Below are 20904 nucleotides of genomic sequence, written 5' to 3' on the forward strand. Positions count from 1 at the left end.
TTTGACCGGCATTGTAACGCAGCCTCACCGCTTGCCGCTTACAGCACCATGGCCGCGACCCAGCCTGCGGCCAACAGCGGCAGGTTGTAGTGCAGGAAGGTGGGGATGACGGTATCGCGCATGTGGTCGTGCTGGCCGTCCACGTTCAGGCCGGAGGTCGGCCCCAGCGTGGAGTCGGACGCCGGCGAGCCGGCATCGCCCAGCGCACCGGCGGTGCCGATCAGCGCCACCGTGGCCAGCGGCGAGAAGCCCAGCTGCAGGCACAGCGGCACGTAGATGGCGGTGAGGATGGGCACGGTGGAAAACGACGAGCCGATGCCCATGGTGACCAGCAGGCCGACAAACAGCATGGCAAACGCCGCCGCACCGCGGCTGTGGCCGAACAGCTCGGCCGACACCTGCACCAGCTCGCCGATCTTGCCGGTGGCCTGCAGCACTTCGGCAAAACCCTGCGCGGTGATCATGATGAAGCCGATCATCGCCATCATCTTCATGCCGTCGCTGAACACGCTATCGGCGTCGCCCCATTTCACCACACCGCTGGCGATGAACAGCAGAAAGCCGGCCAGCGCGCCCAGCATCATCGAGTCGCTGTACAGCTGCACGCCAAACGCGGCGGCAATGGCAAACAGCGAGGTCAGCAGCGACTTGCGGCCAACCTTGGCGTGGGTGCGCTCGGTGTGTTCGATCTTGCCCAGGCTGTAGTGGCGCGGCTGGCGGTAGCTGACAAACACCGCCAGCAGCAGGCCGGCCAGCATGCCGGCCGCAGGGATGGCCATGGCGTGCATCACGTTGACATTGGCGACATGCATGCCGGCTTTTTCGATATTGCCCAGCAGAATCTGCTTCAGGAAGATTTCGCCAAAGCCCACCGGAAACAGCATGTACGGCGTGGTAAGGCCGAAGGTGATGACGCAGGCCACCAGCCGGCGGTCCAGCTGCAGGCGCGCCATCACGTACAGCAGCGGCGGTACCAGTAGCGGGATAAAGGCAATATGGATGGGCACCAGGTTCTGGCTCATCACGCTCACCACGGCGAGCAGGCCGATCATCAGCCACTTCAGCTTTTGCTGGCGGTTGCTGTTTTGCAGCTGGCGCACGGCGGCGTCGGCCAGCGCGTGCGGCAGGCCGGATTTGGCAATGGCCACGGCGAAGGCGCCCAGCAGGGCGTAGGACAGCGCGACAGACGCACCGCCGGTAATGCCCTTGTTAAAGGCGGCCAGGGTTTGCGGCAGGTCCAGCCCGCCCAGCAGGCCGCCGGCCAGCGCGGCGACGATCAGGCTGATGACAACGTGGGTACGCGCCAGCGACAGGGCCAGCATCAGGGTAATAGCGACAGGGATGGCAAGCATTTGTATATACAAAGTTATTGTTTTACAAGGAAAAAAGGCCGCGAGCCTACCCCTTGTTTGCTTGCCTGTCCAGTTGGCCGCACCCGGTGCCGGGCGTGCGCAGCATGCAAAACAGCCTCCGCTAGGGAGGCTGTGTGTGTTTGTCATCACCAATGCTGGTGATAATGGTGAAGCTTACATCGGCAGTACGCGCGCGGTGCCGCCGCCAGTAATGACCTTCACGCGCTGGCCCACGCTCAGTACCACGTCGGCTTCCTGCACGATGGACACGGTGCGGCCTTTTTCCAGCTGCACGGTCAGTTCGTAGGCGTTTTTGGTGTTGTTGCGCTGCACGGCTTCGCTGGCCAGGCCGCCTGCCATGGCACCGACGATGGCGCCGGCAACCGAACCATTACCCTTGCCGACGGTGCTGCCAGCCAGGCCACCCAGCGCGGTGCCGCCCAGGGTCAGCAGGTCGTTCTTGTCGCCTTCCATTTTGACGTTCTTGATGTCCAGGATCTTGCCGTATTCCACTTCGTGTATCTGGCGCATCTGGCCTTTGCTGTACACCTGTGCCGAATCGGAGCTGGTCGCGCAGCCGGTAAGTGCCACCATGGTCAGCATGCCGGCGATCAGGATTTGTCTGGATTTCATGGTGCGTACTCCCTCGATGATTCGTTTATTGCCCGTATTTGACCATGTTTGTGGCCAAGCGTTTGCGCAAACAGGGTAACGGTTTGTGACGGTTGATGACAGCCCCCGTTACAGCTGAATGCCCAGTTGCGTTTGCAGTAAACGCAGCCCTGCTGCGGTGACTTGCAGCGAACGCCTGCCCGGCCGCCGGCAAACCAGCCCCTGCGCCAGGAAGGCGTGGCAGATGGCCTCGCCCAGCGGCCCGGCCAGATGGTCGCGCCGTTCGCTCCAGTCCAGGCAGGCTTTACCGGCCAGTTGCCCGCTATCCATACCCAGTGCCTGCTGCAGCCAGTCGGCACCTGCTACGGTCAGCATCATGGCGCTACCCGTGTCGCGTTGCAGGTAGCCGTGCGCCTGCATCGCCTCGCACAGCTGCGTGCCCAGTTGCCCGGCCAGATGGCGGTAGCAGGTACGCGCCAGCCGTAGCTCGGCGTCGCCCTTGGGGCGCAGGGTTGGCCGCAGCACATCCTGGCCGTGCGCGGCGCAGGCTAGCGCTTCGATCACGTGCGCCATCTGGCTATTGGCCAGCGCGTAGTAGCGGTAACGGCCACGGTTTTCCACCCGCAACACGCCGCCGTCCAGCATGCGTGCCAGGTGGTTGCTGGCGGCCTGGGCCGACAGGTTGGCCGCACGGGCCAGGTCGCTGGCCGGCAGCATGCGGCCTTCCAGCAGTGCCAGCAGCATGCGGCTGCGGCCTGGGTCGGCCAGCAAGCCGGCCAGCCGGCTGATATCCGGTAGATCGTCGTTCATCACTTCACGTCACGCTGAAACATCGCACAATGCTTGCAGCCTAGCATGCGCCATGGTGATCGAGGAGTACACACATGACACAACACGTTTCCCCCTTGTCGGCGGCCCATCAGCCCTGCCCGGCAGCGTGGTACAGCGCCGCGGCCGCGGCCCGGCCGTTTTATTTTGATGCCGAGCTGGCGGTGTGGGTCGCGGCCAGTGCGGCTACGGTAGCCGCGGTACTGCACAGCCCGCTATGTGGCGTCCGGCCAGCCGGCCAGCCATTGCCAGCCGCTTTGCAAGGCCGGGCGCTAGGGGCATTGTTTAGCCGCCTGTTGCGCCAGCGCGATGGTCCTGCGCATCTGGCCGGCAAAGCCGCCCTGCTGCAAGCGTTGGCCGCCTTGAGCCATGTCGAGCTGGATGGGGCCGCGCACAGCGCCATCGCCGCTTGCCAGCCGTTGTTGCGGCAAGGTAGCGCGGCAGCCGTGGACGCCATGTGCTTGCAACTGCCGCTGCACCTGGTGGCGACGCTGCTCGGCATGCCGGCGCAGGCCGGGGCGGCGGCTCGGGCGCAGCTGGGCAGCCTGCTGGCCGGGCTGGCGACCACTGCCAGCGAGGCGCAGATCGCGGCAGCCGAAACCGCACTGGCCGCTTTGCTGGCCATCACCCGCCCGCCACCGCCGGTTGCCACACCGCTGTGGCGGGCGCTGGCCGCCGCCTGGCCCGACGCCGAGTGGCGTGCGGCCAACCTGCTGGCGCTACTGCAGCAGACGCATGATGCCAGCGCCGCATTGCTTGCCAATGCGCTATACCGGCTGGCGCAGGCACCGCGCTTGCGCCGTCAGCTACGTGTGGCCCCGCGCGGGCTGCCGGCTTTCATTGCCGAAAGCCAGCGTCTGGACGCGGCGGTGCAGCACAGCTGGCGCTTTGTGCAGCAGGATGGCGAGCTGTGCGGCCAGCCGGTTACGGCTGGCCAGCGGGTGCTGGTATTGCTGGCAGCAGCCAACCTGGACCCGGCCTGCCACGCCGAGCCACTGGCGTTTCGCCTGCAGCGCGGCCGGCGCGAGCACGGCTTTGGCGCCGGCGCACACCGTTGCCCGGGTAGCCGTATTGCGCTGGCGGCCTGCCACGCGCTGTTGCAGCACTGCCTGCGGCGGCGCATGCCGTGGCGGCAACTGGCCGCCAGCCAGCAGTTTCACCCGCCTGCCAATGTGCGCTGGCGCCATTTTGATGCGCTTGAAAAAGGAGACACGGCATGATGGCCGTTTTGTTTGAAGTAACGCTGGCGCCGGGGCGCCAGGCCGACTACCTGGACCTGGCGGCGCAGCTGCGCCCGCTACTGGCGCAGAGTGAGGGTTTCATCTCCATCGAGCGCTTCCAGAGCCTGAGCCATCCGGACAAGCTGCTGTCGCTCTCCTACTGGCGGGACGAAGCGGCATTGGCCGCCTGGCGTCAGCTGGAAGCGCACCGCACGGCACAGCTGGCCGGCCGCGGCGGCGTGTTTGCCGATTACCAGCTACGTGTGGCGGAGGTAGTGCGCGATTACGGCATGGTGGAGCGCCAGCAAGCGCCGGCCGACAGCGCGGGTTATCACGCTACCGGCCAGGTGTGATGCAGTGTGGCGAGCGTGGCCGCCGCTAGCAACGGCCACCTTGTGCACTTAGCTTTGGGTGTCCAGTGCCGGTGCGTTGTCAGCCTTGCCCAGCATGCCGGATAGTACGGTGGCCATGCCGGTGATGCCATCATTGGACAGGCCGGCATCTTTCATCACGGCGTCCACAATCGGCTTGGCAATCTGATACTGCAAGGCCGAGTTCATCACCTGCTCCGGGAAGGTGGCCTGTTGGCCCGTGCCGCCATCGCCGCCGTTCGCCGTGGTGCCGGGTAAGCCGTTGGCCTGGAAGATGCGGATCGAGTCGATCTTCTCCATCGGCCGTACGGCCTGTTCCAGGATGGCTGGCAGCTGTTGCAGCAGCAGGGTGCGTACTTGCAGGTCGATCTGCGCGGCCGACAGCGTGTTCAGCGCGTTGTTGATGGCACGGCGGCCTTCGGCCTCGGCCAGTGCCGCCGCCTGTTTGGCCTGCGCTTCGATAGTGAGTGCCTCGGCGCGGTCGATGGCGGCTTCCTTCTCCGCGTTGGCCGCCACTTTCACGGCGATGGCGTTCTGCTCGGCATCCTTGGCCGCTTCGATCAGCTGGATTTCCTTGTCGCGTTCGGCCACTGCCACTTCGCGGGCGGTGTTCACCGCTTCTTCTGCTTTGACGGCTTCTGCGCGTGCCTGGTTGGCCGCCGCGTCGGCTTCAGACTGCTCGCGCGACTTGTTGGCAATGGCAATCTGCATGTCCTGGCGCGCCATTTCCACCTGTTTGCGCTGCTCGGCACGTTTCACTTCGGTCTGGCGTTCCAGCTCGATTTCCCGGCTCTGGATCGCCAGATTCTTGTCGATTTCGGCGGCGCGGATTTCGCGCTCGGCCTCGATACGCTTCTGGCTCACCTGGCGTTCAGCCTCGATCTTGGCCGATTCCGCTTCGCGGTTGCGTTCCGCTTGCTGGGTGGCAATCTGGGCCGTTTGTTCGGCGCGCAAGGTTTCGATTTCGCGCGTCTGTGACAGGCTGGCGAATTCCTGGTCCTTGTCTATCGTCAGCTTCAGACGGGTGGCTTCCAGGTTCTTGGTGCGCACTTGAACCTCGGTATCCTGCTCCACGTCGTTGCGCTGCTTGCGGCGGGCCTCGGTCTGCTCGGTCAGGCGGGTCAGGCCTTCGGCATCAAACGCGTTGTCGGGGTTGAAGAATTGCTTGTCGGTCTGGTCCAGGCTGGTCAGCGACACCGATTCCAGTTCCAGGCCGTTCTTTTCCAGATCTTCGGCCACGGCGTTCTGTACGGCCTGCACGAAGTCGCGGCGCATGTCTTGCAGATCCTGGATCGACATGGTGGCAGCGGTGGCGCGCAGCGAATCCACAAACTTGTCTTCCACCAGCGATTTGAGCTCTTCCGGGCTCATGGTACGGGCACCCAGCGTTTGCGCGGCGGTGCTGATGGCTTCTTCGGTCTGTTTGACGCGCACAAAGAAGGCCGCGGTCACATCGACACGCATACGGTCTTTGGTAATCAGGCTTTCCTTGCCGCGGCGCAGCACCTCCAGCTTCAGCGTGTTCATGTTTACCAGCACGCGCTCGTGGAACACCGGCAGCACGATGGCGCCGCCGTCCATGATGACTTTCTGGCCGCCAAGGCCGGTGCGCACGAAGGCGATTTCCTTGGTCGCGCGTTTGTAAAGCCGGGCAAAGATGACACCGATGGTCACCAGTACCAGCAAGAGGATGACGGCGATGCTGCCAATGCCGATCAGGTTGTCCATGTAGAGGGTTCCTTAGTGTGATGTTGTATCGGACGGTTGGGTCGGGTGCGGATGGGGAATGCCGCGATAAAAGCTGCCGGGCTTGCTGACCAGCAGCACTTCGCTGCCCTCGGCCAGAAATTGGTCTTCCAGGTCGGGCTCCACCATCAGATAGTGGGTGCGGCCATGCTGATCTTTTACCCTGGCTTGCGCTGCCAGCCCGCGCCGCGCGTGGCCGGCGCTGATGATGGCGCTGCGGCCAACAAAGCTTTGGTCGCTCACCGCGCTACTTTCGTCGTGCGGCAACACGTGTACCAGCAGGCCGCCCAGGCTGCGCGTGCCGGCCAGGCCTGCGGGGATGGCGAGCAGGCTGGCGATGATGGCGGGCAAGGCATGGCCTGTCAGCGTCAGCAACAGGTGCTGCAAGGCAAAGCCAAACAAGGCAAAGCCGGTGAGGAATAACAACAGCAGCACCAGCGAGGGGAGCCGGCCCAAGTGCAGCCAGCCCAGCACGCGGCCCAGCCATTCGGCGTCGTCAAAGTCGGGTAGCCAGGCATCCAGTGCATTACTGGGGCTCACCGCCAGCAGCAGGCCGATGCCTTCCAGCACGGCGATGCCCAGAATCAGCAGCAGGGCGACCCAGAACGGCCAGGTGGCGGTGGCGGTGAACCAGCTCATGCCTTGCCTGCCTTGATGCTGGCCAGCCGCTGGGCAATCTGCTGCTCGCGTACCAGGTTTTCCAGCGACTGCAGCTGGCTGGCTTGATGCAGGCTGGCTTGTGCCGCGGGCAGGCCCAGGCCGGTCTGGCGCTGGTAGACGTTTTCAAAACCGCGGGCGACTTGTTCCAGGCGCTGTGCGATGCCCGGCTCGGTTGCTGCGCCGGCGGGTAGCGCAGCCTGTTTGCGGCTGAGCTGGTAAGCCTGCAAGGTATCGGCCAGCTCGCGCTGCTTGCCTTGCAGGGCGGCCACATAGCCGGCCAGGGTTTGTTCGCTGGTGTGCAGCTCGGCCAGGCTGGCATCCATTACCGGCAGCTGGGCTTCGATGTCGATTTGTCGTGCAATGGCGGCCTGGGCCAGGTCGTCACGCCCTTCGGCAATTGCATGTTCGATATGCTCGGCCAGCGTCTGGTGTTGCTGGTTCAAGCGCGCGTGTTGCTGCCGTGCCAGGTGCAGGTTGGCCGAGGTTTTGCCCAGCTCGTGGCGGACATCGTCCAGCAGGGTATCCAGCTCGCGCAGGCTTTGCGCCATCATGGCTTCCGGTTGCTGGTCTTCGAGGCGGTCCAGCAGGGCATTGACGCTGCCGGCAATAATGCGGCCAACCCGTGATTTCAGCGTATCGCTCATGTCTCGCTCCTTGGTGTGGGGTACAGCGCGGCCAGGGCGACGATGCCGCCTATGCCCTGGTGGATCACGTCGGGGTCGTAGCTGGCATGCTGCGGGCCCAGCCCCTGGCGGAGTAGTAGCTCGGCCATGCGCAATGTGTGGCTGACCAGTTGTGCTTCCAGCTCGGTGGCTTGCGCCTGGGTGTGCGGCTGGCTGGCCAGCAGCAGCGCCATCAGCTGGGTGCTGTGCTGCAGTAGCAGTGTGAGTGCGTCACTGTGCTGGCCGCTTTGCAGCTCGATGCGGTTCAGTGCCTGGCGCAGTGGGTAAAGCCGCTCGCCTAGCCACACGTGGGCCTGCGCCGGGTCGGCCAGGATGTCTTCTTCCTTTTTGAGCTGGCCAAGCAGAATGCGCAGTTTGTCGCTGGTGGTGGTGGCACCATCCAGCTGCAATGCGGCCAACCAGGTGTAGAGATCTGCCGGTATGCGGGCAGAGAGGGGGGCCATTTGCTGACTCATGCTGCACCTCCTTGTCATATCCTATGCGAGTATGCATAGGGCGCATTCAAATGTAAACAACGGCCAGGGTAGGGGGCGGCAGGGTGTGGTATCGGTGGTAACAGCAAAACGCCCCGGCGAGTGCCGGGGCGGTAGAACGGGGACTAAGCTCAGTCTTACTCCGCCAGACTGGCGGCGAAGTCGGCCGGAATAGCCGGGCGGCCGCGTTCGTTGATGGCGGTGCCGATGACCAGGCCTTCCAGCACCACTTTGTTGTCGGCCAGGCGGATCACTTGCTGGCGGAAGCCGAAGCGCACCTTGGACACGGCCTCGTAAGCCACGGTCACGGCAAAGCGGTCGCCGCTGGTGAGCGAGCCTTTGTAGTCCAGCTCGGCGCGTACCACCACCAGGTTCACCTTGTCGCGCGCCAGCTGGGCGAAGTCGATGCCTTTTTCCAGCAGGAATTCGTGGCGGGCGTGTTCCAGGTAGTTGAAGTAGACACCGTTGTTGACGATGCCCTGCATATCGCATTCGTAATCGCGTACTTTCATTTCCAGGGAAAAAACAGCCATCGGCGGGCTCCATAGGCAAGGGTTGCAAGGCGGCGCGGGCAGTCTGTGCCGCGTGGGCGCCGGACACGGGGAGGGCAGTGTAGCGCAGGGGGGGCCAGGGCGGGAGGGTTGGCCGCATCAGCGGCGGCCGGGCAGCCAGCCGCGCTGTTGGCAGGCCTGCAGCCAGCGTTGCATGAGCAGCATGCCGCCGACGCTGGCCAGCAGGCTGGTGCCGAGCGGCCAGTAATGTTGCGCCAGCGTTGCCAATGCAGTACCGATCAGGATGCTGCTAGCCATGAAGGGCGGCAAACTGTTGTCGCTTTTGGGCGCGGCAGGGGGCGGGGCCGGATGTACCTCTTCTAGCGGCAGCACGGTAACCGGCCCGGCGCGAAAGCTGGCTAGCCACGGGGCCGCGTCCTGCATGTGCTCGCTGGCGTCGTGGGCGGCCAGGTCGGCGGCGCTGGCCCAGCTTTCGGTCAGCACGAAGCGGTCGTCCTGCCCGGGCACGCGGTGCAGCTGGTAGGCGAGGCAGCCTTTTTCGGCGCGTATGCGCGGTGCCAGTGAGGCAAAAGCCTGTACTTGCTCTTCACCACGGCCGGGCAGGGTGTCGATCAGGATGGCAAGTTTGATGGGCGTAGGCATGGCATCACCGGATATGCTTTTAGAATGATTCGGTATTGTGCCATGGCGTGGGTGATGCATAAAAGCACAAGGGCAAGCCGCAGGCTTGCCCTTGTTGCTGTGGCGGCACGACCAAGCCTAGTCGCGGCCAACAAAGTCCTGCGGCCGCAGCGCCTTGATCACGTACAGGTCGAAGCGGGTGGACTTGCCGTCCAGCACCACAGATGGCTTGACGCCTTCGATGGGCACGCCGCGTTGCGGGCGCTTCACCACTACGCGCCCGGTGGCGGCGGTGATAGCGGTTTCCAGCAGCGCAGCGCTGTCCATGTCGTCGCCGATGACGTGCTGGAAGGCTTGCATGCCTTTCTTGGCGGCTGCGCTTTTCTTGTCGGTATCGGGGAACATCGGGTCGACAAACACCACTTCCGGGCGCTGTTCCCACGGTAATTCGGCCTGCTCGGCCAGCCAGTTGATGGCGTTGGCGTGAATCAGCGTCATGCGCGCGGCGATGTCCATGGTATCCGGATGCACGCTGGCGCGCTCCAGTGCGTCGAACAGCAGCGCGGCGGCCACCGGCGAGCGTTCCAGCATGGTCACCTCACAGCCCAGCGTGGCCAGCACAAAGCTGTCGCCGCCCAGGCCGGCGGTGGCGTCCACGATACGCGGCAGGTCTTTGGCGCCTTTCAACCCTACCGCTTTGGCTACGGGTTGGCCGCGGCCGCCGCCCTGTTCACGGCGGTGCTTGGCGGCACCTTCTACAAACTCGGCGTACACCGCGCCGTGCTTGCCGGTAGTGACCAGCTCCAGTCGCTGCGGGCCCAGCTCCAGCCAGTAGCCACTGTCCGGGCGCTGTTTGACCAGCGGCAGGGCAAAGCGTGCGGCCAGGCTTTCGGCGGTGTCGCGACGGGCGCTTTCGGCGCAGTACAAGGGCGTGGCGTGCATGGTTTTTCCTTTTTTGACGCGGCGAAGATACGGTATCGCACCGTGCGCGGCAACTGCTTTGCCTGTCGATAAATACGCTGGCTAGCATGGTGCCATGTACAAGCTTGCCTTCCTGTGCGCCGGTATCGTGCTGTGTGCGCTATTGCCTGCGCTGCCGCCTTGGTTTTTGTTGCCGGCGTTTTGGCTGATGCTGTGGCCGCTGTGGTGGCGCCGCCGCCGTGCCTGGCTGTGTGCCTTGCTGTGGTTCAGCCTGGGGTTGAGCTACGCCAGCTGGCGGGGCGAGCTGCGCCTGGCGCAGCGGCTGGACCCGGCGCTGGCGGGCAGTGTGCTGCACGTGCAGGGCGTGGTGCGCGGCTTGGCGGACCCGGGCGAGTTTGGTACGCGCTTTCGCTTTGCGGTGCAGCAGGCCGGGGTAGCGTTGCCACCGGTATTGCTGTTGAACGATTACCGCCAGCGGCCGTGGCCAGCCGGTAGCCGCTGGGAACTGTCGGTACGGCTGCGGCAGCCGCACGGTGCGGCCAACGTAGCGGGTTTTGACGCTGAGCGTTGGTTCTGGAGCGAGGGGATACTGGCCACCGGTACCGTGGGCAAGGCGCGCTACCCCCGGCCTGCTGCCGGGCGGGATGCACAGGCATGGCTGGACGCGCTGCGCGAACGTATTGCCGTGCGCCTGGCCGGGCAAGGCGAGCCGCGCGATGGCGCCCTGTTGGCCGCGCTGGCGGTGGGGGCGCAGCAGGCCATAGAGCGTGCGCAGTGGGACGCGCTATCGGCTACCGGCCTGACGCATATCGTCAGCGTGTCGGGTTTGCACATTACCCTGGTGGCGTCGCTGGTGGCCTGGGCTGCCAGCCTGCTGCGGCGGCGTTGGCCGCGCGTACCGGCCATGCTGCCCTTGTGGGCCGGGGCGGTGGCTGCGCTGCTGTATGCGCTGCTGGCGGGTTTGTCGGTACCGACCCAGCGCACGGTATGGATGCTGCTGACCGTGTGCGTGGCGCTGGCACTGCACCGTGGCTTGTCGGCATTGCAGGTATGGCTGGCGGCGCTGACGGTAGTTTTGCTGCTGGACCCGTTTGCCGTGCTGGCGGCCGGCTTCTGGTTGTCGTTTGGCCTGGTGGGGGCGTTGATTGCCGGCGAGGTAGGACTGAGGCAGCGCCCAGCGGCCTGGCAAGCGGCCTTGTGGGCGCAGTGGCGCGCCACGCTGGCCTCGTTTGTGCCGCTGTTATGTTTGTTTGGCAGCTTTCCCTGGCTGTCGCCGCTAGCGAATGCCCTGGCTATTCCGCTGGTGTCTTTCGTGTTGACCCCGCTGGTATTGTTGGCCGCAGTCTGGCCATTTGACAGCCTGGCCTGGCTAGCCGGCCAGGCCGCGCATGTTTTCTGGTGGGGGGCGGACTGGCTCGCGCAGTGGCCGCCTTACCGCAGGCCGCTTCTGCCATGGCAGCTGTGGCTAGCCGGCCTGCTGGGCAGCCTGGTGTGGCTGCTGCCCCTGGGCCGTGCCTGGCGTAGCTGGGGTGTGTTACTGCTATTACCTCTGCTGTTATACCGCGCACCACGCCCGCCTGCAGGCGAGCTGTGGGCCGAGGTGATCGACGTAGATCAGGGCTTGGCAGTGCTGCTGCATACCGCGCGGCACGATCTGCTGTTTGATACGGGGGCGGGGGAGGCGGGGCGCGTGCTGCTGCCGGTGTTGCGCGCGCGTGGTGTCGTGCAGCTGGATGCCTTGCTGCTATCGCATCACGATACCGACCACGACGGCGCGGCCGATACCTTGTTGCAGCAGTTTCCGGTGCGCCGGTTGTTTCGCGGGCAAGCCGGTAGTGCCGCCGGCTGGCGCGGCCAACCTTGCCTGGCCGGGCAAAGCTGGGTGTGGGACGGCATACGCTTTGATGTGCTGTGGCCTACGGCGACGAGCCGGGGGGAGGACAATGCCCTGAGCTGCGTGCTGCGGGTCGCTACGCCTACCCAGGCGCTGATGCTGACCGGTGACGCCACTTTGGCGGTGGAAAACACCCTGTTGCGGCAATACGGTACGGCACTGCGTAGCCAGGTGCTGGTGTTGGGCCATCACGGCAGCCGTACCGCCAGTGGTGCCGACTGGCTGGCGGTACTGCAGCCACAGCATGCTATTGTGAGTGCCGGCTACCAGAACCGTTATCGTCACCCGCACGCCGAGGTGCTGTCCCGCTTGCACACAGGCGGCGTTACCGTGTGGCGTACCGATACCCAGGGCGCGGTGCAGTTGAAACTGGGGCCGCAGCTACAGCTGGCTGCCGTGCGCCAGGGCTGGCAGCCTTACTGGGCGGCCAGGTAGGTGGTGGCGACCACGGTATTGCCGTTGCCCAGGTAGTCCAGCTGGTCGAACGAGAGCTTGCGGGCAATCAGGATGCCGCGGCCGTGGCTGGATAGCAGGGTGTCCGGCGCGCTGTCCTGAAAGTTCTGCCAGTCAAAACCCTGGCCTTCGTCGCGGATGGTAAAGCGCAGGGCCTGGGCATCGCGAGCCATGTCTACATAGACGCGGCGCTGCCCCATGCGCGGGTCGGCCAGCCGCTTTTCCAGCTCGCTTTCCCACTGTTCCAGGCTTTGTAGCCGGGTTTTCTCCTGGTAGCTGACTTCCAGATTGCCGTGTTCGATCGCGTTGACGATCAGCTCGAACAGCCCTGTGGCGACCTTTTCCGGGTGCGGGCTGGCTTTGGCCAGCAGCGAGGTAACGTGTTGCGCTTCCTGCAGGTTATGAAAGCTGAAGCTGGCGCTATTCATATGCCGCAGCGCGCCGGCTTGCTGGCTGGCCAGTTCTTTAAAGTGCTGGTGGCGGTCCCAGTGCACGGCGGCGGCAGCCACCACGGCCAGCAGCATGTCGCGCGAGAACGGTTTGGTGAGGTAATAAAACGCACCGGATGACAGGCCTTCCTGCACGCTGGCGGCGGCACCCACCGCGGTTTGCATGATGGCGGGCACAAAGGCCAGTTTGCTGGAGGATTTCATGCGGCGCAGCAGGTCGAAGCCGCTAATGCCGGGCATCATTTTATCCAGCAGCACGGCAGAGAACGTTTCGCCTTCTTGCTGCAGTATCTGCCAGGCGGCCTCGCCGTCTTCGGCCTGTACTGTGTCGTAGCCGGCATCTTGCAGCAGCTCGGTCATCAGCTCCAGATTGAATGGCTCATCGTCTACCAATAGCAGGCGCTTGCCCATGCTTAGCTCTCCTTGTGCGGTACGCTGTGTGTTTGCGGCAGTGTGAAACTGAAAATGGCGCCACCGTTGGTGGCATTGCGCACCGATATCACGCCCTGGTGGGCGCTGATGATCTCGCGGCTGATGGCCAGACCCAAGCCGGTGCCGCCCGCGCCGGTTTTGGTCAGGCTGCTCTGGATGAATTTGTCGAAGATGCGTTCTTGCTCACCTTGCGGTACGCCCGGGCCATGGTCGCGTACGCTCACGTGCAGCCGCGCAGGTTGGCCGGGCGTCAGGTTAAAGCTGATTTCTACCCGGCTACCGCCGGGGCTGTACTTGATGGCATTGGCCAGCAGATTACGCACGACCTGGCCAATGCGGAACGGGTCCATTTCTGCCTGTAGCCGCGACGGTGCGGGGAGCTGTACCAGCGTGACGTGGCCTTTGCCGGCCTGGCCGCGCAAATCTTCTACCGCTTCGCGCACCACTTGCTCCAGGTCGCTGCGCGAAAACTGGTAGTCCATCTTGCCGACTTCCATTTTGGCCAGGTCCAGCAGGTCGTTCAGCAGGGAAAGCAGCCGGCTGCCGCTATTGTGTATACGCTCGAAGCAGTGGGCGATCTTGTTGCCATCGCCGCCGTGGCTGCGTGCTTCGCCCATTTCGGCAAAGCCCAGGATGGCGTGCAGTGGTGTGCGCAGCTCGTGTGACATATTGGCTAGAAACTCGGTTTTGGCGCGACTGGTTTCTTCGGCCAGATCACGCGCCTGGCGCAGGGCTTCTTCGGTATTGCGCTGCGTGGATATGTCCTGATACAGCCATACCGAGCCCAGGCCCGGGGTGTCCGGCTTCACCGCGCGACCGTACATGTTTACCCATAGCATGCTGCCATCTCCCCGCTGCAGACGCAGGGTGTTTTGCGTTACCTGGCCTTCGTATAACAGCGGGTAGATCAGGCGCCCGGTGCGCAGAAAGTGTTCATCGCTGTCGTAGATCAGGCGGGTAGAGTGGTCTACGGTGCTGCTTTCTTCACGGGAAAACAGTTCCAGAAAGGCTTTGTTTACCTGTTTGAACTGGCGGTCCACGATATAGGCCATGGCCATAGGGCTGGCATCCAGCAAGGCGGTAAGTTGCCGGTTCTGTGTTTCTACCTGCTCGGCCAGCGAGTCTTTCAGGCGTATCAGTGCCGCCTCGCGTTCTTTGCGGGCGGCAATATTGCGGCAGACAACCAGGTAGATCGGGGCTGATAGCTGCGGGCGTATCAGGCTCAGGCTAAGCTCGACTTGCAGCATGAAGGACTGGTCGCAAATCAGCATAGCCTCGAATGGCAGCCCCAGCAGCGGGGAGGCGTGCTGCTCGAAACGCAAGCCATTACGGCAGTGCAGCTCGCTGATCAGCGCACCGGCAGGCAAGTGCAGCAAGGCTTCTCGTGGCTGGCCGATCAGGGCCGCAGCCGCAGGGTTGACTTCCAGTACCTCGCCCTGTTCGGACAATAGCAGCATGCCATCTGCCGCGTCGTGCAGCATGCGGCGGTAGCGTTCTTCTGCTTCTTGCAGCGGCGTTATGTGCTGCTGTTGTTGTGCATGCTGCAGGCGTAGTACCTGATTACTTTGTTGCAACGTCGACAGTGCGCTGTTCTGCTGGCCGATTTCCTGCAGATTGCCCCTGTTGTAGTAGCGTCCGCCCGCAATCAATATGCCTAGCGCTAGCAGCGTACCTAGCGCCAGTGGCCATTGCTGGTAGCCAGGAGGCGGGCTGTCATTGAGCGGGCTAAGTTCAAAGCTGATGCGCTGGCCGCCGATAATGCGTGTGGCACTGAGCAGCGGCAGTGTGGTAACGGGTTTGCCGGGATGGCTGTCTACCATCAGTACGGTGGGGTTGCCGTTCAGCAGTAGGCGTAGCCGTAGCTGCAGGGCGGGCGGGGTATCTTTGTTCAGTCTGGCCAGAAGTGCATCGTTATTCAGGCCGAACATCACCATGACGGCTTGGGATTTGGCCTTGGGGCTGAAAAAAATGGCCATGCGCTGCAAGTTGCCGGCACGAATGCGCACGATTACCGGCTGCCCGCTGGCACTGGCTTGTACCAGGGCGTGGTAAACCGCAGGCTCTGCGCCAAGGTCCAGCCGGGAAGGCAGTGCCTTGCCATCGTCCGGGTGTTGCAAGCTGGCGACAAAGTGCATGGCGCGTGCGCCAGCGTTGCCGAGCTGGCTACCCCGAAACTCCCTGATACTCAGGCTTTGTTGTTCTTCTATGGCACGGCGCTGCATAGGGGAGATGCGCTCGATCAGCGCAACGAAGTCAAATGCCTCGCTGGCGCCCAGCACATAGGGTGCGTAGTGTTCAAAAGTGCCATGCGGGGTGCGGTCGTGTGTGCTGGTGAGCAGTTCGGTAGCCGTTTGCCCTGCCTGGCTGAGTTGCTGCATCCGTTGCGTCAGGTGCTCCAGCTGCAAGGTGGCTTGCGTCAGTTGCTGGTTACGGTAGGCAGTCTGGTTTTCGCGCTCCTGCAGCAGCAAGGCCAGCAGCCAGATACCCAGCGCCAGCAAGATGCTGGCTAGCCAGATGAGCCGGGTTTCCTGGGTGGGTTTCATGGGCTGCGGCTGTTCAGCCTGTTGCCAGGTTCTGATACAGCTGGGTGAATTCCTGCGCTAGTTTGTGCTTCGGGTCCAGGTAGACCATGGGCAGGCTGCGCTCGTGGGATTCTCGGATTTTTACCGAGGCGGACAGTGGCGGCGACAACACAGGGTGGCCTTCGTCGCGCAAGGCTTGCACCATGCGTGCCGGCAGGCTGGCCCGCGGCTGGTACTGGTTGACGATGATGCCTTCTATCTGCAGTTCCGGGTTGTGGTCGGCGCGAATCTCTGCCGCGCTATCCAGCAAGCCGAGCAGGGCGTGACGCGAGAACGTATCGCAATCGAACGGAATCAGGCAGCGCTGTGCGGCAATCAGCGCCGAGCGGGTGTAGAAGTTTAGTGCCGGGGGCGTATCTATCCAGATTTCGTCATAGCTGGTGTCCAGCTGTAACAGTACCTCCCGCAGTTTGAACATCTTGTAGCGCGCCTCCAGCTTGACCATCAGCTCGCTTAGCTCCGGGTGGGATGCCAACAGGTCCAGCCCCGTGTGAGCGGTAGGCGCGATAAATTCAGCCGGGGCTTTTTCAAACATGCTGATGGTGAGCATCTGGTTGAAAAAGCCGGCCGCATTATTCGCCGGCGGCGTATGGCTACCAGTCAGGTAGTGGCTGGCGTTGCCCTGCGGGTCCAGGTCAATGAGTAAAACGCGCTTGCCCGCCTGGGCTGCTGCGGCAGCCAGGTTTACGGTAATAGTGGATTTGCCCACCCCGCCTTTCTGATTGAATACCACACGACGCATGATCACCCTTTACATAGTCAACGGTTAGCGCCTGGCACGTAGTTGGCCGCAAGTCTGTTTGTTAGCCGGGCCGGCCTGGCGTATTACGCTTGCTGTTTGCACACATAGTCCACCTGCTGGAAGCCAGCAGACTGGCGTACTACCGGCATAGCGCGAATTTCGCTGTCATTATAGGTGCGGTTAATGATTTCCCGGCCATTATCATCCAGCAGAATCATGCGGGTCAGGCGGAATGTTGCAGCCGCGCAGTCAACCTCCCAGTAATTGATGGATTGCTTGTGGCGCGGGGTGTTCAGGAAGTTTTCTTTTTTCGGGTTGAAGATGGTCTTGCGGTCGCGAAACTGTACCAGCGTTCCTTTGCGCTGCAGGCTCAGCTTGTCTACTTCGTGCAGGATATTACCGTTGGGTGTGACACCCATGATGACCCACTCGGCGTTCGGCGTAGCCACGGGTTTGACGGTTTGTGCTGGCCGGTTGCTGATGCCGGGCGTACCGGGTTTTGTGGTCAGTGGCGGGGTAGGGCGCGGTGTGCTGGCACAGCCTGCCAGTAGGCTGGCAAGCAAAAGGGCGGGGATCAGGTATGGCTTCATGGTGTAGCTCGCTGGGCAATGATTGATTGGCAAGAAGTCTCGCATACTCGCAGGCAAAGCCAAAGCGGCGGGAACTTGCCTGGCGTGCAGCATTCGAAGCTTTCGAGTGCCATCACTCTTCATTGTTTCACTTTGTCTCCAGGTATTTATTGTGCGCGGCCATCCTCGGGTGGCCGCTTTTTTTGCGTACAATGGCGGTCTTCTCGCAGGAAAGCCGATGCAGGACGCACTTAACCTACTCCAGAACACCTTTGGCTACCCCGCCTTCCGAGGCATGCAAGCCGATATCATCGAGCACGTGTCACAGGGCGGCCATGCGCTGGTGCTGATGCCTACCGGCGGTGGCAAAAGCCTGTGTTTCCAGATTCCTGCCCTGCTACGGCCCGGCGTAGCGGTGGTGGTCTCCCCGCTGATCGCGCTGATGCAAGACCAGGTTGCCGCCCTGCGCGAAGCCGGGGTCAAAGCCGCTTGCCTGAATTCGGCCACCAGCCAGGACGATGCCCGGGATATTGCCTACGCGGCACGCTATGGCGACCTGGACTTGCTGTACGTAGCACCAGAGCGCTTGCTCAGCCCGCGTTTTCTCGATTTTCTGGCCAGCCTGCCGCAAATCAGCCTGTTTGCCATCGACGAGGCGCATTGCGTCAGCCAATGGGGGCATGACTTCCGCCCTGAATACCAGCAGCTGGGCGTGCTGTTTCAACGTTGGCCGCAGGTGCCGCGTATCGCACTGACCGCCACCGCCGATGCAGAAACCCGCGCCGATATGCTGCACTACCTGCAGCTACAGGATGCGCGTCAGTTTGTGACCAGCTTTGACCGTCCCAATCTGTTTTATCAGGTAGTCGAAAAAGACAGTGCCAAGAAGCAGCTGCTGGCTTTTATCGAAAACGACTACCCTGGTGCCTCCGGCATTGTGTACTGCCTGTCGCGCAAGCGCGTGGATGACACCGCCCAGTGGCTATGCGAAAACGGTATCCGTGCCTTGCCCTACCACGCCGGCATGAGCCACGCCGAGCGCGAGGCCAACCAGCGTGCCTTCCTGCGTGAGGACGGTTTGGTCATGGTAGCCACCATTGCTTTTGGTATGGGTATCGATAAACCTGACGTACGCTTTGTCGCTCATATCGACCTGCCCAAAAGCCCGGAAAACTTCTACCAGGAATCCGGCCGTGCTGGCCGCGATGGCCTGCCGTCTACCAGCTGGCTCTGCTATGGCCTGAACGACATGGTGCAGCTGACACAGATGATCGAGTCCGGAGATAGCCCGGAGCAGCAAAAGCAGGTAGAGCTCAACAAGCTCGACGCCATGCTGGGCTACTGCGAAACCGCCAGCTGTCGCCGTCAGCAAATCCTGGCTTACTTTGGCGAAGCCTCCCGGCCCTGCGGCCAGTGCGACAACTGCCAGCGCCCACCCAGCACCTTTGATGCCACCGTGCAGGTGCAAAAGCTGCTGTCCTGCATTTATCGTGTGGGACAACGCTTTGCCGCCAGCCACGTGATCGACGTGTTGCTGGGGCGGCCCAATGCCAGCGTTACCCACTTTGGCCACGACAAGCTTTCTACCTTTGGTATCGGTCGCGAACTGAACCAGAAAGGCTGGCGTTCCATCATCCGCCAGCTGGTAGCGCGTAAGCTGCTGGTAGTCGATATTGTGCGCGGTCAGTCGCTACTGCTGACCGATGCCTGCCGCCCGTTGCTCAAAGGCCAGGAAAGCATTGCACTGCGCCCCCTGGCGGATGACAAAAAGCGCCAGAGCGTGCACGCCGAACGCTGGCTGCGCACCGAGCGCGAGGAACGGCTGTGGCAAGCACTGCGCCGTTGGCGTAAAAGCATGGCCGACGAACATAACGTACCTGCCTACGCCGTATTTTCCGACAAGAGCCTGCAAGAGCTGGTACTACAAAAGCCGCAAAGCCTGCTGGCACTGCGCAAGATTTATGGTCTGGGCGAGTTGAAAGTGGCACGTTATGGCCAGCCACTGCTGGAAATCCTGCAAGACGCCCTGGCGGATTGACCCGGCTAGCCTGCACATGGCATTGCTGCACCTGCGCAGTTACAATAGCGCGACATCAAATTTCGGAGAAACGTCATGCCCGTGAATCTCAAGCCTATCGATAATGCCCAATTGGCGCCCATTGCCGGCATAGATCTGGCCTATGCCGAAGCCGGTATCAAAAAGCCCGGCCGCAAAGATGTGCTGGTCATTCGTATCGATAAAGGCAATACCGTCGCGGGCGTGTTCACCCAAAACCGCTTCTGCGCCGCGCCAGTACAGATCTGTAAACAAAACCTGGACGCCGGCGTGCAAATCCGCGCCCTGGTAGTGAATACTGGTAATGCCAATGCCGGTACCGGCGAAAGCGGCCGCCAGCATGCCCGGGAAGTGTGCGCTGCACTGGCCAAAGAGCTGGACTGCCTGCCAGAACAGATCCTGCCGTTCTCCACCGGCGTTATTCTGGAGCCGCTGCCCGTCGACAAAATCATTACCGCACTGCCAACACGCCAGCCCGCCACTTGGGCCGATGCCGCAGAAGCCATCATGACCACCGACGTGGCCCCCAAAGCCACCAGCCGTACCATCCAGATCGATGGCCAGGCCGTGAACATTACCGGTATCGCCAAAGGTGCCGGCATGATTCACCCGAATATGGCCACTATGCTGGGCTTTATCGCTACCGATGCACCCATTACCCGCCCGGTATTGACCCAACTGGTCAAAGAAGTAGCCGACCTCAGCTTTAACAGCATCACCATCGATGGCGATACGTCCACCAACGACAGTTTCATGCTGATCTCCACCGGCCAGAGCGCCGCACCGCGCATCGATAGCGTGAACCACCCGGCCTACGAACAGCTGAAAGCCGCACTGCTGGAAGTGTCCATCGAGCTGGCGCAAGCCATCGTTCGTGATGGTGAAGGCGCTACCAAATTCATTACCGTACAGGTAGAAGGCGGCCGTACCGTTGCCGAGTGTAAGGCCGTCGGCTACGCCATCGGCCGTTCGCCGCTGGTGAAGACCGCTTTCTTTGCTTCCGACCCTAATCTCGGCCGCCTGTTGGCCGCCATCGGTTACGCCGGTATTCACGATCTGGATGTCGACCGCCTGGAAATGTATCTGGACGATGTGCTGGTAGCCAAAGACGGTGGCCGCAACCCACTCTATAAGGAAGAAGACGGCCAACGTGTGATGAAGCAAGACGAAATCACCGTCAGAGTTGTGCTGAACCGTGGCTTGTCCAACGCTACCGTCTGGACTTGCGACTTCTCCTATGATTACGTAAAGATCAACGCAGACTATCGCAGCTAAACTCGGTCTTTACCGCCAGATTGCCAAGAGCCATGCGCAAGCATGGCTCTTTTCTATACTGAATACCCTGTCAGGCTATGCACCAAGCTGGGGTTATCTTGCCAAAAAGGCTGTAAACGTAAAATACATTGGTAAACAGCATAAAAATCACATTTCTAGTTGCGGAAATGTGGATTCATGGCGTATTGCAGCACAAGGATGAAAAGTTTATTGATATTTATGTTTTAGAAAATCGTTTGTTTTCAATGTGTTGCTGTGTTTTGGTTTGTGTATTGCCTTTTTTCTTTAAAAACGCTGTTGACGAGTCGAAATCGCAAGCGTATAGTTCACTCCATCAGCTGACGACGCAAACGAAACAAGCCAGTCAGCACCGCTCTTTAACAGACCAAATAACCGATAGGTGTAAGTGTCTGGCTAAGCCAAATACTTGCACTGCAAAGATTTAGAGAAACG

Annotated in this window: 19 protein-coding genes; 5 read left to right on the forward strand and 14 right to left on the reverse strand. The window is 62.3% G+C overall.

Annotation, left to right across the window (positions count from 1 at the left end; all coding sequences use genetic code 11):
* Window positions 1–38: 38 nt before the first annotated feature.
* The 3 genes from PQU95_RS16385 to PQU95_RS16395 all read right to left on the reverse strand — a co-directional run bounded on the left by PQU95_RS16385 (window position 39) and on the right by PQU95_RS16395 (window position 2774).
* Window positions 39–1352, reverse strand: coding sequence for a Na+/H+ antiporter family protein (locus tag PQU95_RS16385; protein ID WP_272753001.1), 1314 nt, complete (start codon window positions 1350–1352; stop codon window positions 39–41).
* A gap of 174 nt (window positions 1353–1526) precedes the next feature.
* Window positions 1527–1985: an outer membrane lipoprotein gene (locus PQU95_RS16390; protein ID WP_272753002.1), complete on the reverse strand. Its 459-nt coding sequence runs from the start codon at window positions 1983–1985 to the stop codon at window positions 1527–1529.
* Between the two features lie 108 nt (window positions 1986–2093).
* Window positions 2094–2774, reverse strand: coding sequence for an ArsR/SmtB family transcription factor (locus PQU95_RS16395; RefSeq protein ID WP_272753003.1), 681 nt, complete (start codon window positions 2772–2774; stop codon window positions 2094–2096).
* Window positions 2775–2848: 74 nt separating this feature from the next.
* Here PQU95_RS16395 and PQU95_RS16400 point away from each other — a divergent pair, with 74 nt between their 5' ends.
* Both PQU95_RS16400 and PQU95_RS16405 read left to right on the forward strand, forming a co-directional pair.
* Complete coding sequence (locus PQU95_RS16400) at window positions 2849–4012, forward strand: cytochrome P450 (protein WP_272753004.1); 1164 nt, start codon at window positions 2849–2851, stop codon at window positions 4010–4012.
* Window positions 4009–4365 (forward strand): antibiotic biosynthesis monooxygenase family protein, encoded by a 357-nt coding sequence (locus PQU95_RS16405; RefSeq protein ID WP_272753005.1) that lies wholly within the window; start codon window positions 4009–4011, stop codon window positions 4363–4365. Before PQU95_RS16400 ends, PQU95_RS16405 begins: the two co-directional genes overlap by 4 nt.
* 48 nt (window positions 4366–4413) lie before the next feature.
* On the opposite strand, the gene PQU95_RS16410 is transcribed toward PQU95_RS16405, so the two are convergent.
* The 7 genes from PQU95_RS16410 to PQU95_RS16440 form a co-directional block, all read right to left on the reverse strand.
* Window positions 4414–6111: a flotillin family protein gene (locus PQU95_RS16410; RefSeq protein WP_272753006.1), complete on the reverse strand. Its 1698-nt coding sequence runs from the start codon at window positions 6109–6111 to the stop codon at window positions 4414–4416.
* A gap of 12 nt (window positions 6112–6123) precedes the next feature.
* Window positions 6124–6768, reverse strand: coding sequence for a YqiJ family protein (locus tag PQU95_RS16415; RefSeq protein WP_272753007.1), 645 nt, complete (start codon window positions 6766–6768; stop codon window positions 6124–6126).
* On the reverse strand, window positions 6765–7433 hold the full coding sequence (locus PQU95_RS16420; protein WP_272753008.1) for a PspA/IM30 family protein: 669 nt from the start codon (window positions 7431–7433) through the stop codon (window positions 6765–6767). The genes PQU95_RS16415 and PQU95_RS16420 overlap by 4 nt, the downstream gene beginning before the upstream one ends.
* A complete protein-coding gene (locus tag PQU95_RS16425) occupies window positions 7430–7927 on the reverse strand; it encodes a hypothetical protein (protein ID WP_272753009.1) in 498 nt (165 codons plus the stop codon). Before PQU95_RS16425 ends, PQU95_RS16420 begins: the two co-directional genes overlap by 4 nt.
* A 155-nt stretch (window positions 7928–8082) precedes the next feature.
* Window positions 8083–8478 (reverse strand): acyl-CoA thioesterase, encoded by a 396-nt coding sequence (locus PQU95_RS16430; RefSeq protein ID WP_272753010.1) that lies wholly within the window; start codon window positions 8476–8478, stop codon window positions 8083–8085.
* A gap of 117 nt (window positions 8479–8595) precedes the next feature.
* A complete protein-coding gene (locus PQU95_RS16435) occupies window positions 8596–9099 on the reverse strand; it encodes a putative quinol monooxygenase (RefSeq protein WP_272753011.1) in 504 nt (167 codons plus the stop codon).
* 117 nt (window positions 9100–9216) lie between these two features.
* Window positions 9217–10020: a class I SAM-dependent methyltransferase gene (locus PQU95_RS16440; protein ID WP_272753012.1), complete on the reverse strand. Its 804-nt coding sequence runs from the start codon at window positions 10018–10020 to the stop codon at window positions 9217–9219.
* Window positions 10021–10114: 94 nt separating this feature from the next.
* Here PQU95_RS16440 and PQU95_RS16445 point away from each other — a divergent pair, with 94 nt between their 5' ends.
* The gene (locus tag PQU95_RS16445; protein ID WP_272753013.1) at window positions 10115–12328 is read left to right on the forward strand and encodes a DNA internalization-related competence protein ComEC/Rec2; all 2214 of its coding nucleotides are present in this window, start codon (window positions 10115–10117) and stop codon (window positions 12326–12328) included.
* Here PQU95_RS16445 and PQU95_RS16450 read toward each other — a convergent pair.
* From PQU95_RS16450 to PQU95_RS16465, 4 genes are all read right to left on the reverse strand, one after another.
* A complete protein-coding gene (locus tag PQU95_RS16450) occupies window positions 12310–13206 on the reverse strand; it encodes an ATP-binding response regulator (protein ID WP_272753014.1) in 897 nt (298 codons plus the stop codon). The genes PQU95_RS16445 and PQU95_RS16450 overlap by 19 nt on opposite strands.
* Before the next feature lie 2 nt (window positions 13207–13208).
* Window positions 13209–15770: an ATP-binding protein gene (locus tag PQU95_RS16455; protein ID WP_272753015.1), complete on the reverse strand. Its 2562-nt coding sequence runs from the start codon at window positions 15768–15770 to the stop codon at window positions 13209–13211.
* Window positions 15771–15783: 13 nt separating this feature from the next.
* On the reverse strand, window positions 15784–16551 hold the full coding sequence (locus tag PQU95_RS16460) for a ParA family protein (protein WP_272753016.1): 768 nt from the start codon (window positions 16549–16551) through the stop codon (window positions 15784–15786).
* 83 nt (window positions 16552–16634) lie between these two features.
* Window positions 16635–17141, reverse strand: a complete 507-nt coding sequence (locus PQU95_RS16465; protein ID WP_272753017.1) for a surface-adhesin E family protein — start codon at window positions 17139–17141, stop codon at window positions 16635–16637.
* A gap of 217 nt (window positions 17142–17358) precedes the next feature.
* Between PQU95_RS16465 and recQ the strand changes: the two genes are divergently transcribed.
* Both recQ and argJ read left to right on the forward strand, forming a co-directional pair.
* Entirely contained in the window at window positions 17359–19158 is a 1800-nt protein-coding gene (gene recQ, locus PQU95_RS16470; protein WP_272753018.1) for a DNA helicase RecQ, read from the forward strand.
* 75 nt (window positions 19159–19233) lie between these two features.
* The gene (argJ, locus tag PQU95_RS16475; RefSeq protein WP_272753019.1) at window positions 19234–20451 is read left to right on the forward strand and encodes a bifunctional glutamate N-acetyltransferase/amino-acid acetyltransferase ArgJ; all 1218 of its coding nucleotides are present in this window, start codon (window positions 19234–19236) and stop codon (window positions 20449–20451) included.
* Window positions 20452–20904: the final 453 nt, after the last annotated feature.

The sequence above is a fragment of the Vogesella aquatica genome, assembly GCF_028548455.1.
GTDB lineage: Bacteria > Pseudomonadota > Gammaproteobacteria > Burkholderiales > Chromobacteriaceae > Vogesella > Vogesella aquatica.